Source organism: Caenispirillum bisanense (assembly GCF_039523075.1).
GTDB lineage: Bacteria > Pseudomonadota > Alphaproteobacteria > Rhodospirillales > Rhodospirillaceae > Caenispirillum > Caenispirillum bisanense.
Genome location: NZ_BAAAEP010000046.1, coordinates 1 through 15,440, shown reverse-complemented (window position 1 = coordinate 15,440; position 15,440 = coordinate 1). Strand labels below are relative to the sequence as shown.

10 protein-coding genes and 1 pseudogene are annotated in these 15,440 nt (G+C 66.8%); 8 read left to right on the top strand and 3 right to left on the bottom strand.

Translation table 11 applies throughout. The features are described from left to right. Positions 1 to 72 precede the first annotated feature (72 nt). The 8 genes from ABD056_RS17500 (at position 73) to ABD056_RS17465 (ending at position 8,121) form a co-directional block, all read left to right on the top strand. On the top strand, positions 73 to 402 hold the full coding sequence (locus ABD056_RS17500; RefSeq protein ID WP_343868751.1) for a hypothetical protein: 330 nt from the start codon (positions 73 to 75) through the stop codon (positions 400 to 402). Continuing rightward, positions 395 to 1,000, top strand: a complete 606-nt coding sequence (locus ABD056_RS17495) for a hypothetical protein (RefSeq protein ID WP_343868749.1) — start codon at positions 395 to 397, stop codon at positions 998 to 1,000. The genes ABD056_RS17500 and ABD056_RS17495 overlap by 8 nt, the downstream gene beginning before the upstream one ends. Positions 1,001 to 1,010: 10 nt before the next feature. Continuing rightward, positions 1,011 to 1,757: a TIR domain-containing protein gene (locus ABD056_RS17490; RefSeq protein ID WP_343868747.1), complete on the top strand. Its 747-nt coding sequence runs from the start codon at positions 1,011 to 1,013 to the stop codon at positions 1,755 to 1,757. A gap of 1 nt (position 1,758) precedes the next feature. Next, positions 1,759 to 3,219: a class I SAM-dependent DNA methyltransferase gene (locus ABD056_RS17485; protein ID WP_343868745.1), complete on the top strand. Its 1,461-nt coding sequence runs from the start codon at positions 1,759 to 1,761 to the stop codon at positions 3,217 to 3,219. Continuing rightward, positions 3,216 to 4,712, top strand: coding sequence for a restriction endonuclease subunit S (locus ABD056_RS17480; RefSeq protein ID WP_343868742.1), 1,497 nt, complete (start codon positions 3,216 to 3,218; stop codon positions 4,710 to 4,712). The genes ABD056_RS17485 and ABD056_RS17480 overlap by 4 nt, the downstream gene beginning before the upstream one ends. Before the next feature lie 99 nt (positions 4,713 to 4,811). After that, positions 4,812 to 5,345, top strand: coding sequence for a hypothetical protein (locus ABD056_RS17475; RefSeq protein WP_343868740.1), 534 nt, complete (start codon positions 4,812 to 4,814; stop codon positions 5,343 to 5,345). Between the two features lie 86 nt (positions 5,346 to 5,431). Continuing rightward, the gene (locus ABD056_RS17470) at positions 5,432 to 7,120 is read left to right on the top strand and encodes a DUF262 domain-containing protein (protein ID WP_343868738.1); all 1,689 of its coding nucleotides are present in this window, start codon (positions 5,432 to 5,434) and stop codon (positions 7,118 to 7,120) included. Positions 7,121 to 7,134: 14 nt separating this feature from the next. Beyond that, positions 7,135 to 8,121, top strand: a complete 987-nt coding sequence (locus ABD056_RS17465) for a restriction endonuclease (protein WP_343868736.1) — start codon at positions 7,135 to 7,137, stop codon at positions 8,119 to 8,121. A 52-nt stretch (positions 8,122 to 8,173) separates the two neighbouring features. On the opposite strand, the gene ABD056_RS17460 is transcribed toward ABD056_RS17465, so the two are convergent. From ABD056_RS17460 to ABD056_RS17450, 3 genes and pseudogenes are all read right to left on the bottom strand, one after another. Continuing rightward, entirely contained in the window at positions 8,174 to 14,143 is a 5,970-nt protein-coding gene (locus ABD056_RS17460; protein WP_343868734.1) for an anti-phage protein ProA, read from the bottom strand. Positions 14,144 to 14,325: 182 nt separating this feature from the next. After that, positions 14,326 to 14,664 carry a hypothetical protein gene (locus ABD056_RS17455; RefSeq protein ID WP_343868732.1) on the bottom strand — a complete coding sequence of 113 codons (339 nt, stop codon included), beginning with the start codon at positions 14,662 to 14,664 and terminating at the stop codon, positions 14,326 to 14,328. Next, positions 14,664 to 15,440, bottom strand: a pseudogene (locus tag ABD056_RS17450) (hypothetical protein); the annotation flags it as partial. The pseudogene ABD056_RS17450 and the gene ABD056_RS17455, both read right to left, overlap by 1 nt.

The window sequence follows — 15,440 nt, the reverse complement described above, 5'->3', positions numbered from 1 at the left end:
GTCCAGTTGGCGGTCGCCGGTAGGCGCGTGCGCCTTCAGAGAGAAAGCCATGAGGGCGGCGAGCGGGTTCTCATGGTCATCGGTGCCCAGGCGCTCGACCTGACGCTGGACGAGGCCGCCAATCTGGAAGAGGGCCTGAGCGCTCTGCTGGATGCGACGCCCGCCCGCGCGCGGCGACGGGACGACCTGCCGCCCAATGCCGGCGCGGCCTGGGACGAGGAGCAGGACACGCAACTGGCCCAGCGGTGGTACGCCGGCGACACCATCGGCGAGATCGCCCGGGACTTCGGCCGCACCGACGGCTCCATCTCTTCCCGGCTGGTGAGAATCGGCTTGGTGGAAAACCGGGAAGAAGCGCGGTCGCGTCGTAAGACCGAGCGCGAAGGAAGCGCCGATGCGTAAGCCCGGCTCCATCAAGGCGCTGGAAGATCTGGGGCGGGTGCGGCTCTCGAAGTCCTTCTTCATGCGCGACTTCCTCTACAGCGAGATCGCCAACTGGCACGGCATCCCGAACGTCCCCGACGACCCTGGCCTGGCGATCGCCGCCGGGCGGAAGCTGTGCGAGGAGTTGCTGGAGCCCCTACAGGACACCTTCGGCCGGATCGCCGTGCGCTCGGCCTACCGGAGCTGCGAGGTCAACGGCTTCGGCAATGCCAACAAGCTCAACTGCGCCAGCAACGAGGCCAACTACGCCGGCCACATCTGGGACCGATGCAACGCCGCCGGCTGCATGGGAGCGACGGCCTGCATCGTGATCCCCTGGTTCGCCGACCGCTATGAGGCGGGCACGCCGTGGCAAGCCATGGCATGGTGGATCCACGACCACCTGCCGTACTCGGAGCTGTGCTTCTTCCCGAAGCTGGCGGCCTTCAACATCACGTGGCACGAAACGCCAGCGCGGACGATTTACAGCTACGCCGAACCGAAGGGCTGGCTGACGAAGCCGGGCATGCCGAACCACGAGGGCATGCGGAGTGGTATAAGGGATTTCACTTTATGAGGAGCGAACAGTGAACAAGTTCTTGGGGACGTTGGAGGAGCTGAAGGCTGCAGTGGCTCTGACAGGCTTTGCTGGTGACTGGTCTAACCCGGCCGACAACCATTACCAGTACCGCGCGCATAACGGCGCCGTCCTTAACTGGTGGAACGCCAGAAAGAAGACGATTAACTTCCAAGGGCCGGAAAGCGAGAAACGCCAGCTTGAGGTCGCCCTGGAGGCCGCCCTCGGGGGCGCTCCGGCTGCCATCGCGGTCCCGCCCGCAGCCCAATCGGCCAGGGCCGCTCCAGCTAAGATCTTTGTGGTCCACGGCCATGATGACATCACACGGGAGCAGCTTGAACGCATCCTCCTTCTTCTCGGCCTTGAACCTTTCGTCCTCCAAAACACGTCCGGTCAGGGCCTGACAATCATCGAGTCTCTCGAGCGGCAGATCGGGAAGACGCCGGAGGCGGAGTTTGGCATCGTTCTGATGACCCCGGACGACGTCGGCTATGCCAAGCGAGAGGGTGAGGCGAATGCGAAGCCACGCCCGAGGCAGAATGTCGTCCTGGAGATGGGAATGCTGTTGTCGTCGTTGACGCGGGAGCGGGTCGCCATCTTGGTCAAAGGACACATCGAGCAGCCGTCGGACGCGCACGGCATCATCTACCTGCATTTCAATGATCACGTAAAAGAGGTCGTTCCTCGACTGGTTGATCGGCTGCGGCAGGCCGGCTTTAATATTGACCCCAGCCAGATCAGCCGCGCTGCGAGCTAATATGACCCCCACCCGAGACATCGTTGCCAAGCTCTGGTCGCTCTGCCATGTCCTGCGGGACGATGGCATCACCTATCATCAGTACGTCACCGAGCTGACCTGGCTGCTTTTCCTCAAGATGGCGGAGGAGCGGGGCGAGGACGTCGAGGCGCAGCTTCCCGCCGGCCACCGCTGGCGGGATCTGCGGGGGAAGGATGGCGTCGAGCAGCTCACCTTCTACAAGACCCTCCTCATCCACCTCGGCACGCACGGGTCGGCGCTGGTGCAGCAGATCTTCGCCAGTGCGCAGACGGCGCTGTCGCGGCCGAAGAACCTGAAGACGCTGGTGGAGGCCATCGACGGGCTGGACTGGTACTCGGCCAAGGAGGAGGGGCTCGGCGATCTCTACGAGGGGCTGCTGGAGAAGAACGCCGGCGAGAAGAAGTCCGGCGCCGGGCAATACTTCACGCCGCGTCCGCTCATCGACAGCATGGTGGCACTCATGGACCCGCGCCCCGGCGAGACCATCCAGGACCCGGCGGCGGGGACCGGCGGCTTCCTCATCGCCGCGCACCAGCACCTGTGCCGCGCCACCGACGACCTGTTCGATCTCACCCAGGCGGAGGCTTACTGGCAGAAGCATTCCGCCGTGACGGGCGTGGAACTGGTGCAGGATGCCCACCGCCTCGGCCTCATGAACCTCATGCTGCACGGGCTGGAGGGCACGCTGCTGCTCGGCGACACCCTGTCGGAGATGGGCGAGGGCCTGCCGAAGGCCGACCTCGTGCTGTCCAACCCGCCCTTCGGCACCAAGAAGGGCGGCGGCCTGCCGAGCCGCGGCGACTTCACCTATCCCACCTCCAACAAGCAGCTCGCCTTCCTGCAGCACATCTACCGCACCCTGAAGCCCGGCGGACGCGCCGCCGTGGTGCTGCCCGACAACGTGCTGTTCGAGGACAACACCGGCCGCGACATCCGCCGCGACCTCATGGAGAAGTGCGACCTGCACACCATCCTCCGCCTGCCGACGGGCATCTTCTATTCCCAGGGCGTGAAGACGAACGTGCTGTTCTTCACCCGCGGGCAGGAGGCGCACGGCAACACCCGCGTCACCTGGATCTACGACCTGCGCACCAACATGCCGCAGTTCGGCAAGACCCGCCCACTGACGCGCGCCCACTTCGCCGAATTCGAGGCTGCCTTCGGCACCGATCCGCAGGGGCGGGCGGCCCGCACCGACCAGGGCGAGACCGGCCGGTTCCGCCCCTTCACCCGCGACCAGATCGCCGCCCGCGCCGACAACCTGGACATCACCTGGCTGCGCGAGGAAGGCAGCGGCGCCGACGACCTGCCCGACCCGGAGATCCTCGCCGCCGAAATCATGGACACCCTGCGCACCGCCCTAGAGGAAATGGAAGCCCTGTCGGACCTGCTGGCCCTGGAGGGCGAGGGGGATGCAGTTGAGCCGGAGGCGGCGGAATGATTCCGGCGCATTGGGTTGACGCACCGCTTGGCGAGATCAGCACCAAGATCGGAAGTGGAGCCACGCCCAAGGGAGGTGCGGCGGCGTATTCGGAACAGGGCATCCCTCTGATCCGCTCGTTGAACATCCACTATGACGGCTTTCGGCACGATGGCATCGCTTTCCTCAACGATGAGCAGGCCGAAGCGCTGAGAAACGTCGTCGTAGAAGCGGGCGACGTGCTGCTCAATATCACCGGAGCGTCTATCGGCCGCGTCGCGACGGCGCCTCCCGAAGTTGCCGGCGCACGCGTGAACCAGCATGTGAGCATTATCCGGCCGTGCAGCGGCGTGTTGTCCGAATTCGTGCGCGCTTTTCTTGCCGCTCCCGCCATGCAGAGGTGGATCAACGACGAGAACTACGGCGTCACGAGACAAGCGCTCACAAAGGAGATGATCGAGAACATCTCGCTCCCCCTCCCACCCCTCGCCGAGCAGCGGCGGATCGTGGAGAAGATCGAGGCGCTGACGGCGCGGTCGCGGCGGGCGAAGGAGGCGCTGGCCGCCCTACCGGCACTGCTCGACCGCTACCGCCAATCCGTCCTCGCCGCCGCCTTCCGCGGCGACGTGACGGCCGACTGGCGGGCGGCTCACCCCAGCACCGATGCTTCCGCATTCCTGCGCGCGCTTTCCGAGACCCGAGCCGTAGCGGTCGCCGGACGGTCGCGGCCCAAACCCGCCGCGGCCATTCCCGCTGACCTCGATCTGCCCGAGCTTCCGCGCTCATGGGTTTGGGCGTCGCTCGACGAGGCTCTTTCGGGGATCGTCGCCGGCAAAAGCTTCCGATGCGACGAACGGCCGCCGGAGCAGGACGAGATCGGGCTCGTCAAGATCAGCGCCGTCACTTGGGGCGAGTTCGACGAGGCAGAGAGCAAGACCGTGCGGGGCGGCGAGGTCTTGGACGAGAAGATCCGGGTGAAGCGGGGCGATTTTCTCCTCAGTCGCGCCAATACGATTGAACTGGTCGGCGCCTGCGTCATCGTTCGCGAGGTTGAGAAGCGGCTTTACCTCAGCGACAAGGTGCTCCGGCTCGACTTCGTGGACGATCTCGTGAAGCGTTGGGCTCTTCAGTGGCTGCGGTCGCCTTTTGGCCGCTTCCAGTTGGAGCGGTCAAGCTCGGGCAATCAGATGTCCATGCGCAACATCGCCCAGGATCGCCTGCGGGAAGTCGCCATGCCGCTTCCGCCACGGGACGAAATGCTGAAGATCCTGGAACGCCTCGAACGCGCGCTTAATCAAGCGGAGGCGCAGAAGCGGACGGTAGAGGCGGCGGCCCCCCGCCTCGCCACCCTCGCCCAATCCATCCTCGCCAAGGCCTTCCGCGGCGAGCTGGTGCCGCAGGACCCGGCGGACGAGCCGGCGAGCGTGCTGCTTGGTCGCATCCGGGCGGAGCGGGCCGCGGCCGGCGCGGGCACGGCACGGCGCGGCCGGGGCTGGCGGAGCGGGTCGGCGTGAGGCCGCCGGCGCCGCCTCCGTCGCCGGGGCACCCCCCGGCACTGGCGGCAGCGGCTGTTGCGCGCTATTGCGACGCTGGAGGCCGGTGGGCGGGACCAAGTGACCTGCCTCCTGCCCATGTGGCGGCTCACGGAAGACGCCGCCGGGTCGCGCCGCTTCCTGCACCACCTTCTTAACTTGACGCAGGCGGAGGCGGCCGCCGATCCGCAAGGCCACCCGCAGGCGCCGGCGCTTCTGGCGGAGGCGCTGGCTCTGTGGCCGGACCTGGAGCGTCCCATCCACCCCTCGGCGCGCCTCGCCGCCTACGACCTTGACGCGCGCATCGAGGCGCTGCAGCCGGGCAGAACCCGCATCGCCCAGCGCGCCATCCGCCGCCGCGGCTCCGACGGGCGCCTTCTGCTGGCGGAGAATTACTTGGCGGCCGTCTATTGCCTTGAGTGGCCGTGGGGCGGTCGACTGCGTTGCGGAGTTCTGCCCGGCGGTCCGAGCCGATGGTGGTTCTACCGCGCCTGTGCCCACTTCGTGGCGGCATGGGAGCGCCAACGCTTCATCCTCGACGACCGCGCCATCCCACGCCTGCGGACGATCCTGGAGTGGTGGGAGGCAAGGGACGCGGAAGCATCCTCCGGTTGAGGATCTTGCCATGAGCGCCGAAATATCGTCTTCTGCGACGCTTTTCGGCGGTACCGGGTCTCGGTGCTATGAGGGGGAAGAAGGCCATGATGCAGAAGATTACGGCGACGGAGAAGGAACTCCGTCGTGTGTTCAGCAATGACTATGTTTTCGAGATTCCGCCCTACCAGCGTCCCTACTCGTGGACCGAGGATCAGGCTTCGGAGCTCTTCGCGGATCTGACGGCCCACCTGGACGATTATCCCGATGCGGACCTCGGGCGGATGGACGAGGTGGCCCCCCACTTCCTGGGCAGCATCGTTCTCATCAAGGAGGAAGGGCGCACCAAAGCGGAGGTGGTCGACGGGCAGCAGCGCCTGACGACCCTGACCCTGCTGCTGTGCGTGCTGCGCGACATGGCAGGTCCGTCGGCGGGATCCTTCCTGCATGGCTATATCTGCGAAGTCGGCAATCCGATTGAAGGCAACAAGGATAGGTATCGTCTGACACTTCGCCCGCGCGATCGCGAGTTCTTCCAGAGCAACGTCCAGGTCCAGGGGGCGGTCGAGCGGCTGGTGCACGAAGGCGGCTTCAACAACGACGTTCAGGAGCGCCTGATCCAGAACGCTCGATTCTTCTGGAAAGCGGTGGTGGAGATGACACCGGACGAGCGGTTGCGCTTCTCGGCCTTCCTTATGCAGCGATGCTTCCTTGTGGTGGTTTCGGCGTCGGATCAGGAGTCTGCATATCGCATCTTCTCTGTGATGAACGACCGTGGCCTCAACCTGTCCGCCACTGACATCCTCAAGGCAGAGATCATCGGTGCGCTGCCGGACGCGCAGAAAGACGTCTACACGGCAACGTGGGAAGGAATCGAGGAGGAGCTGGGCAGCGACGAATTCGCCGAGCTGTTTTCCCACATTCGCATGATCTTCGTGAAGCAGAAGGCGCGCGCGGCCCTGACCAAGGAGTTCCGCGAGGGCGTGAAGGCGGTGGATAATCCCGCCCAGTTCATCGACAGCGTGCTGCAGCCATACGCGGACGCCTATGGCATCGTCGGTTGGTCTGCCTACGAAAGCAAGGCAGGCGCGGAGCCGGTGAATCGAACGCTGGAGCACCTCAACAGGCTGGAAAACTACGACTGGGTGCCGCCGGCACTCGTCTTCTTCCGCGATAACCGTCACTCGCCCGCTGAGCTTCTTAAGTTCTTCAAGGATTTGGAGCGCCTCGCCTACGGCATGTACGTGATGCGCGCCAACATCAACGTGCGTATCAACCGCTACGCCGAGGTCCTGAAGGCTCTCGAGACGGGTGCCGATCTCTATGCCGAGGGCAGTCCGCTGCAGTTGCGACCGGAAGAGCAGAAAGACATTGCGACGGCCCTCGACGGACCCATCTACCAGCAGATCCGCGTCCGGACGCCGCTTCTGCTGCGCCTGGACAGCGCGCTTGCCGACGCGGGCGTCAATTACGACCACAAGGTCATCTCGATCGAACATGTCCTGCCGCAATCGCCGGTGAACGGGTCCGTCTGGCATCAGTGGTTCCCTGATCCGGACGAACGCGACTACTGGACGCACCGTCTGGCGAACCTGGTCCTCCTTTCCCGCCAGAAGAACGGCCAGGCGCAGAACTACGACTTCGACCGCAAGAAGAAGGAATACTTCCAGCGCAAAGGCGTGAGCCCTTTCGCGTTGACGTCGCAGGTCCTGAACGAAGCCGAATGGACGCCGGAAGTCCTGGAAAAACGGCAACGGACTCTGATCAAGGCGCTTTGCAAGGAATGGCGGCTGTAGGGAGTCTCTCCTCCATGCCCAACACCTGGATGGTCCGCTCCGGCCGCGGCGGCACCCTGTTCTCCCGCTTCCGGCAGGAAAAGAGGGTTGCCATCGGCTGGCACGAGTTGGGCCCGCTTGACGGCCTCGACTCCCGCGAGGCCGTGGCTGAGAAAGTGCGGGCCGTCTGGGCGGAGTCCAACCAGTACGAGGTCGGCATGAACGCTGGCCAAGTTTACCGCTTCCGCTGCGAAATGGAGGTGGGCGACCGGATGGTTACCTACGATCCCGACGCTCGCACCTACTTGGTAGGCCGCATCACCGGCGGCTACGTCTACGATCCCACCTTCGACGAGCGGCATCCCAACTGTCGGGCGGTGGAGTGGGATGGTGAGGTGCCGCGCGATGCGCTTTCCATGGACGCGAAGAACTCGCTCGGCTCGGCGTCGACGCTTTTCCAGATCGCGCCTGCGGTATCCGAGCAGTTGCTCGCCGCGCTGGCCGGAAAAGCCGTCTCACCGCCGGCGGAGGCCGAGGAGGAGGCCGAGCAGGTCCTGTTCGATGACCTGGAAGTCAAGGCGGTGGAGTTCATCAAGGACCGCCTGACCCGCCTGTCGGCGCGCGACATGGAGCACTTCGTCGCCGGCCTCCTGCGCGGCATGGGCTACAAGAGCCGGGTGACGCCGGTCGGGCCCGATCGCGGCCTTGACGTACTGGCCTCTCCCGACGGTCTCGGCTTGCAGGACCCGCGCATCTTCGTCGAGGTGAGACACCGCAACGGCCGGATGGGAGCGCCGGAAATTCGCCGCTTCCTCGGCGGCCGGCGGCCCGGCGATCGTTGCCTGTTCGTCAGCACCGGCGGCTTCGCGCGAGAGGCCCACTACGAGGCGGAACGGGCGGCTGTGCCAATCACCCTGGTCGACCTCGACATGATGGTCGAACTGACGCTGGAGCATTACGACCGCCTTACGGTCGACACGCAACGCCTGCTGCCACTCAAGCGGCTGTGGTGGCCGGCGTAGGAAAGACGAAGCCCCCTGGACCGGGAGACGGTCCAGGGGCTTTGTCTTCCGGTCAGGCTTCCGCCATGGCGGCCCGCCAGGCGGCCTCAAGGCGGTCGCGCGCGGTCTGGCGCAGCTTCTGGAGACCGGCTTCTCGCGCCATGGCGGTGATCGCCTCTTCGTCCGTCAGGCCGGATGCCCTCATCTCACGCGCGAGCGCCACGAGTTCGGGCAACGCGATCTCGTCTACGCTGCGGGGATCGGTGATCCCGGGGCGGCGGAAAGTGGCGCACCACCCCATCTCGGCCCCGACCGGCCAGAAGAACAGGCCGACGTCCTCCATCGTGTGACGGTGGCGGCGGCCGGCGATCTCGCTGACGCGATCCCGGATGCGGCCGCCGGTGCGGACCCACCCGTGGGCACGGGCGATGCGGCGGGCCAGAATATCCTCCCGCACCGGGCCTTCCTCCGTGATCACGCGCGCCACCATGGCAAGCAGCGTGTCGTCATAGGTGGCTTCGAAGAAGACGTTGGCATCGGCTGCGGGAACGGCAGCGAGCGGATCAGCCTCCACGAAGTTCACTGTCGCAGTCGAGGCCGCGGGGGCGGGAGCCGCTGCGTTTCGGGCATAGGCAGGCTGGCGCTTGATCTCGGCTGCGACTCCGCAGACAGCCTGATTGTCCTGCGTTTCCGAGGTCAGGGGGGCATCACCCGGCACGCCCGTGTCGTCCGGCGTGTCCTGCCCCTCCACCACGGTCTCCGCCTCGGCAGCCGCGGCGCGAGCCTGTTCTTCTTCGGCCGCTCGCCGGGTTCGCACCTCCTCCAGCAGGGCCTGAAGGCGAACGTGGACCTTTTCGAGCGCCCCGCCCGCGTCGTGCCACCAGTCGGTCGACCAGATGCGCAGGATCTCCCAGCCCAGGCCGCGCAGCACCTGCTCGCGAAGCTTGTCGCGGTCGCGGGCGGTGGCGGAACGGTGATAGGTGGCACCGTCGCACTCGATGCCGGCAAGGTACTTCCCCGGCGCATCGGGATCGACCACCCCGAGATCGATGCGGAACGCCGAAACACCGACCTGCGGATGAACCTGCCACCCCTTGCGATTGAGGGCCTCTGCGACAGCCTCCTCAAAGGGGCTGTCAAAGTCCCCGATGGAGCCCATGACAGCTTCGGCGATGGCGCGCGGGCCGCGCTCTGCGAACTCGAGGAAGTGTTTGAGATGGCGCACACCGATGGCCGCGGTGCGCGACAGGTCGATCTGTTCCGGCCGCAGGCCGGAGAACACCCGCAATTCGTGCCGCGCCCGGGTGACGGCCACGTTTAGGCGGCGCTCGCCGCCGTCGCGGTTCATCGGGCCGAAGTTCATGGAGACGTGGCCCGTCTTGTCCGGCCCATAGGTGATGGAGAAGTACATGACGTCGCGCTCGTCGCCCTGCACGCTCTCCAGGTTCTTGACGAACACCGGTTCGAGGGCGTCTTCGGCGAAGAAGGGCTCGATGGACGGGTCCTTGCGGCGCTCCTCGTCGAGCAGGTCCTCGATCAGCCGCTGTTGCTCGCCGTTGAATGTGACGACGCCGATGGTCATGCCGGCGGCCTTGAACGCAGGATCCTTCAAGCGCCGGACGATGTCGGCGACCAGCGCTTTCGCCTCCGGTTTGTTGATGCGTGCTCCGCCCTTCTCGTAAACGCCGTCGGCGACGTGATGGAAGGAGACAGCGCGGTCCTCCGTCACCGGCGACGGGAAGGTCACCAGGCCGCCGCCGTAGTAGTTGTGGTTGGAGAACGCGATCAGGCTTTCGTGGCGGCTGCGGTAGTGCCACGAGAGGTTCATGGTGGGCAGGTTGGCACCGAGGCATTCATCGAGGATGCTCTCAAGATCACCCTCGACGTCGATGTCGTCGTCGTCCGCATCGGCTTCCGCGCGGTCGAAGAAGCTGGTGGGCGGCAGCTGCTTCGGGTCGCCGACCATGACCACCTGCCTGCCGCGGGCGATGGCGCCGACGGCGTCCCACACCGGGATCTGCGACGCCTCGTCGAAGACGACAACATCGAACATGGCGGTGCCTGCCGCCAGGTACTGGGCGATGGACAGCGGGCTCATGAGCAGGCAGGGCGCCAGCTTGGTCAGCGCCGTGGGCAGGCTGCTGACCAGCTCTCGCAGGGGCAGGTGACGCTTCTTCTTCTCCATCTCGCGCCGCAGCAGACCCCATTCGGACGATCGACTCACATCGTCCCGGTCAGGGAGTTCGGAGCACAGGCCGGCGCGGAGATACTCGCGCGTCAGGACAGTAAAACGGTCGTCGAGAAGGCGGAAGTCGGCGATACGCTTCTCGTGCTCGGCGGAGACGAAGCTGCGGAGCACGTCATCGGCGTCCACCACTGCATTGATCCACCAGCGGCAGTAAGCGACCTCGAAGACTTCTGCGACGGTTCCGCGCGCGAGCTGCCCTCGCTCCAGCGCCTCGACAAGGGGCGCGAGCCCGAGTGCCGCCGCGTCGCGCCGCACGGAACGCCAGGCGCACCATGCATGCAGCTTCGGCGCCAGCGGCAGGATGCCGCGGCATACCTCCACCAGATCCGCCGGCGTCGTGCAGTGCGCTGAGGATAGCTCATCGGCCGCTACACCGACCAAGCCGGCGAAGGAGTCGAACTTCTCTTGGTATCGTGCGGCGGCCTCGGCGTAGGCGCGTCCGGCGCCGACGATGGGGCCAGCGGGGTCCAGCAGCGCATTGCCCTCGCCGAGCAACCGCTCGATCGGTCCCCGCACGGCGGCGAGTTCATCGGCCGTCCGCGCGAGGGCGGCCATGGCGGAGGCCAAGTCCTGCTGGAAGGTCAGGGCGGCGTCGAGATCCTCACGCCGGGTCTTCAGACCGGCCCAGAGTCCGCCGGTCTGAGCCTGCAGCGGATCGAGTTCGGCGATCTCCGCCCGTAGCGCCCGTATCTGCAGCAGGACATCAAGGTCCGGCGCCACCGCCTCGGTGCGGCGCCCGCCTGCCGCCGCCGCCAGGGCCGATCGTACCGCCCGGCGGAGCGACCAGGCGCGCAGGAACCAGGCCTGATCGGCCTCCTGCCACTGTGCCTTCAGACCGTCGAGATCAGTCGACAGCGCCGCGTCAGGATAGGCAATCGACAGTCGATCCCGCGCTTCGTCGTGGCGCCGGATGAGGTCCAGACCCTGCGCCATCTGGTCGGCGAGGGAGCGGATATCGGGCCGCAGGACGAAGCGCCAGTCACGGCCGGACGCCTTGGGCAGTACCTTGGCGAGGCCTGCCAGGGCGTCCCGTGTGCGTCGGTCGAGCGGCAGGTCGGGCAGGCCGATTGCCTCGCGCAGTGCCCGCGCCGCCGTTTCCAGGTCCTGCGCGGCAGGCACGGCCTCGCCGGCCGCCGTCAGGAGCGCTTGTTGCCAACTCGGCGACCAGTCGCCGCGGGCGATGACCGACAACGGACTGTCGGCCACACCGCCGACTTCCGTCGCGTTGATGTCGAGGCGCTCGGCCAGATCCCGCAGCGCCTGCATGGCGGCTTCGTCGTGTGCGTCGAGCGACGGCCAGGACAGGGCCACTGACGGCATGTCGCGCCCGGCGATGACACGACCAAGCGCCTGATGTGGCGTCAGGCCATTGCGATACCGATGGTGCAACCGAGCGACGTAGCGGTTGAGATGGTCCCGCAGATCCTTCAGGCGTGCCGCTTCAGTGCGCCAAGCCGCGGTATCGACGGCGCCCTTCGCCTCCCACGCCTTGCGGAGCTGGTCGAGAATATCGAGCTTGCGTGCCTTGCTCGAATGCAACTCCAGGCAGAACTCGCCCAAACCCACATCGCGCAGGCGGCGGTAGACCACATCGAGCGCCGCAATCTTCTCAGATACGAACAGCACCGTTTTCTTTTCGGCGAGGCACTGCGCGATGATGTTGGCGATGGTCTGGCTCTTGCCGGTGCCCGGCGGGCCGACGAGGACGAAGTCCTTGCCTTTGGCCGCCGCAAGCACCGCGGAAAGCTGCGACGAGTCCGCCGGGAGCGGGCAGAACACCTGCTCCGGCCCGTGGTCCGCATCAATCCGTCGCGGGTCGGGGAAGGCAAGGTCGGAAGGATACGGGTCGCGCGGCGTGTCGATCAGGTGGCGGACAACGGGATTCTGCTTCAGCTGGTCGGTGCGGTCGACCAGATCCTTCCACATCAGGTACTTGGCAAAGGAGAACGTGGCAAGCACCACCTCCTCGGAAACCTCCCAGCCGCGGATATCCTTGACGGCTTCCGCCACCGAACGCCAGATGCCGTCGATATCCAGGCCGCTAGCGTCCTTCGGGAGGTCGCCCTCCGCGACCGGGATCGTCAGCTTGAAGTCCTGCCGAAGCATCTCCAGCAGGGTTGGGTTGAAGCGCGGTTCGTCGTCGTGCAGCGTCAGGCTGAAGCCCGACCGCACGCTCTTGCGGTTCAGAGTCACCGGGATGAGGATCAGGGGGGCCCGGTACCGCTTGTCGTCGCGCTCGTCCCGCGTCCACGACAGGAAGCCAAGCGCAAGGAAGAGCGTGTTGGCGCCGCCTTCCTGAAGCGTGGCGCGGGCGGTGCGGTAGAGATCGACCAGCCGGGTGTCCAACTCGTCCTGGCGCATGTCGACCAGGACCTCGGCACGCGACAGTGCATCGAGCGCATGACCCCGCCGGACGTCCTCAAGCGTGCGGCTCTCGTGGATGGCCCGGCTGCGCTGGTCCTGCCCGTCCATCAGGTCCGGGCGGGGCAGCAGGCGCACGGCCTTGCCATCGGCCAGCAGGTCTTCCAGGCGTCCGGGATCCGGCGCATCAAGCCGGATGGCGCGCTTGCCGACCTTGAAGTTGAGCAGTGCGTTCCGCAGCGACAGGTCCAGCAGCTTGCGCTGCCAGCGGTCGAGCCTTCCCTTCGGCGTCTGAGGCGCATCCTCCTGCGGCCGGGATATGTCGTCGGCCGGAAGATCCGGTGCATCCTCGAAGACGGGCACCAGATCTGCGACGGCCGGAGCCGCATCGGCGATCTTCGGGGCGGCATCACTCGCCAGCGGCCGCACGCGCTGCATGCGGGCGCGACGCAGGTCGACGGCCAACTCGAAGGCGTCTTCCTCGGCCTCCGAAACCTGACGCGCTCCCCGCTCCGATGCGATGCTGAAAGCCGGGCAGGGGCGCTGGGTGGTCAGCGTCGTCTCGAACAGAACCAGTTCCTTGAGGCGAACGCGCTTGCGGAGCGCCGTAACATCGTCGACGACCACCGTCGTGAACTGCTCGTCCTTCAGCCAGACGCCGGCGAAGGCGTGCCCCCGCGTGAAGACGATCAGCGGATTGAGGCCGGCCTGCTCGATGGCCGCACAGAGAAGAAGCGTCGTTTCAAGGCACGTGGCGAGGCCGCCGTCGGCGATCTGCGACGGGCTGCGGACCTTCTGGCCGGTCTGCTCGAAGCTCGCCGGCGGCAGGGCGTAGTCAAGACCCATGGACCCGAGCGCACTCCAGATCGCCGAGGTGATCTCCCAGGCGCGCTTCGCGTCGTGCGTGTAACCGTCGAGGGCGGCCGACTTGCCGTGGTCGCGCAGGATGTCCGCCGCCTTCTTGAGGATACGGTCGACCGCCGGATCGTTCGGCTGCACGAAAGCCGCCACAAGTTCGGGCATGTGGCCGACGCCGCCCCACTGGTTGCGCGCCAACAGTTCGACGGGATGGTCGAGGCGAGCCAGGACATCACCCCCTGCCGAGGCGGTGATCGTCACCCGGGCCGCCTGCGCCTCGGTCAACGTCGCCAGCAAGGCGCTGTCCAGTGCCGTGTCCAGATCCCGCAGATGATATGTCTGGCCGGCACCGACTTCCTGAAGCGACCAGGATCGGGGCTTCAGGAATGCCGGTTCGGACGTCAAGGTGAGCGTCACGTCGGCTATGGGTGTCTCGGCCGCATTCACCAGGGCCAGTTCCCGGAGAAACGGGACCGCGTTCTGATGAAAGGCCAGATTCAGCTTCGGCGCTAGCGAGACAGAAATCGCCAGCGCCGGACGCTGTTCGAGTTCCGCAACGACGGCATCACCTTCCATTACCCGCCTCCCCCAGGAATATCGTGAGGAGTCCACCTCTACCACAGAGCACTACGGTAGCAAATATTAGGGTGACGGTGCGAAGTGAAGCGATACCGTCTTAATGACGCTTTCCTGCAGGAGCGCTCAGTTCAAGCGGAGCAGCCAGATCTTAGCGCAGTCCAGCAGCCGGTCGGCGCATTTTAGGGTACTATGGCAATCACTTTTCGTTGGTCACGCGGATTCAAGCCACGCGCTCTCGCGGCGGCATGGATCTGCCGGCGACAATCGCAGGTAACCGGCATCGCCAGCGGCTCGACCTTCCGGGGTGCTGGTAGCGGCATTGGCGATGCCGACGCGAGCAGCATCCGCCGTTCCGGGAAGCGCCTGCGCAGGGCCGCCACGGTGGCGGCCAAGTGGCCGGCGGCCTGCACCACCGGCGCCTTGACTTCGCGGTGGAGGGCGAGCGCCGCCGGCAGGCTGTCGGCGACCACCAGCGGGCCGCTGTCCTTGCCGCCCAGCCAGCCGCCGAGGACGTGCATCAGGGTCTTGGGCGCGTCGGCCGGCAGGTCGTCGAGGTGCCAGCGTTCGCGGCCTGCGGTGTCGACGGCCAGCAGACCGGCGTGACGCAGGTCGGCGTCGCGCAGCGGCAGCAGGACGTCGCCGGCGTCGTCGATGCGGGCGCCGGCGGTGATCCGGCCGGCGGCGAGCCAGGGGTGGGTGCGATGTCGTCGCGGGTGGCGGGGCGAGCAGCGTCCCAGCGCAGGAGCACCTGGTCGTCCAGCGCTGCGGCGAACAGGCGGCGGAGGTCCTTGGCGTGCTCCGGCCGTGTGCGGTTTGCCACGTCCTCGGCGACCACCGTCACGCCCAGCTCGGCGGCGGGCTCGGCCGCTGCTACGGCGAGTGTCGGTGGCAGGGCGAGGACGATGCGGGTGTCGGGGTGCTTGTCCGTCAGGGCTTTGGCGATTGCGGGCCAGTCGGCCGCATCGGCGGCCATCACCACCGGCGCCGCCGTGGCGCGGTGGATGGCGGCGGCTTCGGCGTAGCCGGTGGCGATCACCACCGGCCCGCTGCCGAGGCGGTCGCGCGGGTCGATGACATGCACCAGCGGCTTGGGCACCTCGGCGCCGACGACGCGGCGGCCGACGCCGGCGGGGTCGATCAGCAGCACGTCCTCAATGCGGCCGGCGAGGGTGCGCAGGGGCACGGCGATGCCGCCGTCGGGCGTCGACCGGACGCCGAAGCCGGGCACGCCCTTCTCCTTCAGCCACGGGCTGGTGGTCGGTTTGGCCCAGTCGGTGGTGGCGTCCCAGGCGAC

What these genes read in the sequence shown, in the direction of transcription:
- ABD056_RS17500 (WP_343868751.1), top strand. Translation starts at nt 73, where the DNA reads ATGGTCATCGGTGCCCAGGCGCTCGACCTGACGCTGGACGAGGCCGCC.
- ABD056_RS17495 (WP_343868749.1), top strand. Translation starts at nt 395, where the DNA reads ATGCGTAAGCCCGGCTCCATCAAGGCGCTGGAAGATCTGGGGCGGGTG.
- ABD056_RS17485 (WP_343868745.1), top strand. Translation starts at nt 1,759, where the DNA reads ATGACCCCCACCCGAGACATCGTTGCCAAGCTCTGGTCGCTCTGCCAT.
- ABD056_RS17480 (WP_343868742.1), top strand. Translation starts at nt 3,216, where the DNA reads ATGATTCCGGCGCATTGGGTTGACGCACCGCTTGGCGAGATCAGCACC.
- ABD056_RS17470 (WP_343868738.1), top strand. Translation starts at nt 5,432, where the DNA reads ATGATGCAGAAGATTACGGCGACGGAGAAGGAACTCCGTCGTGTGTTC.
- ABD056_RS17465 (WP_343868736.1), top strand. Translation starts at nt 7,135, where the DNA reads ATGCCCAACACCTGGATGGTCCGCTCCGGCCGCGGCGGCACCCTGTTC.
- ABD056_RS17460 (WP_343868734.1), bottom strand. Translation starts at nt 14,143, where the DNA reads ATGGAAGGTGATGCCGTCGTTGCGGAACTCGAACAGCGTCCGGCGCTG.
- ABD056_RS17455 (WP_343868732.1), bottom strand. Translation starts at nt 14,664, where the DNA reads ATGCACGTCCTCGGCGGCTGGCTGGGCGGCAAGGACAGCGGCCCGCTG.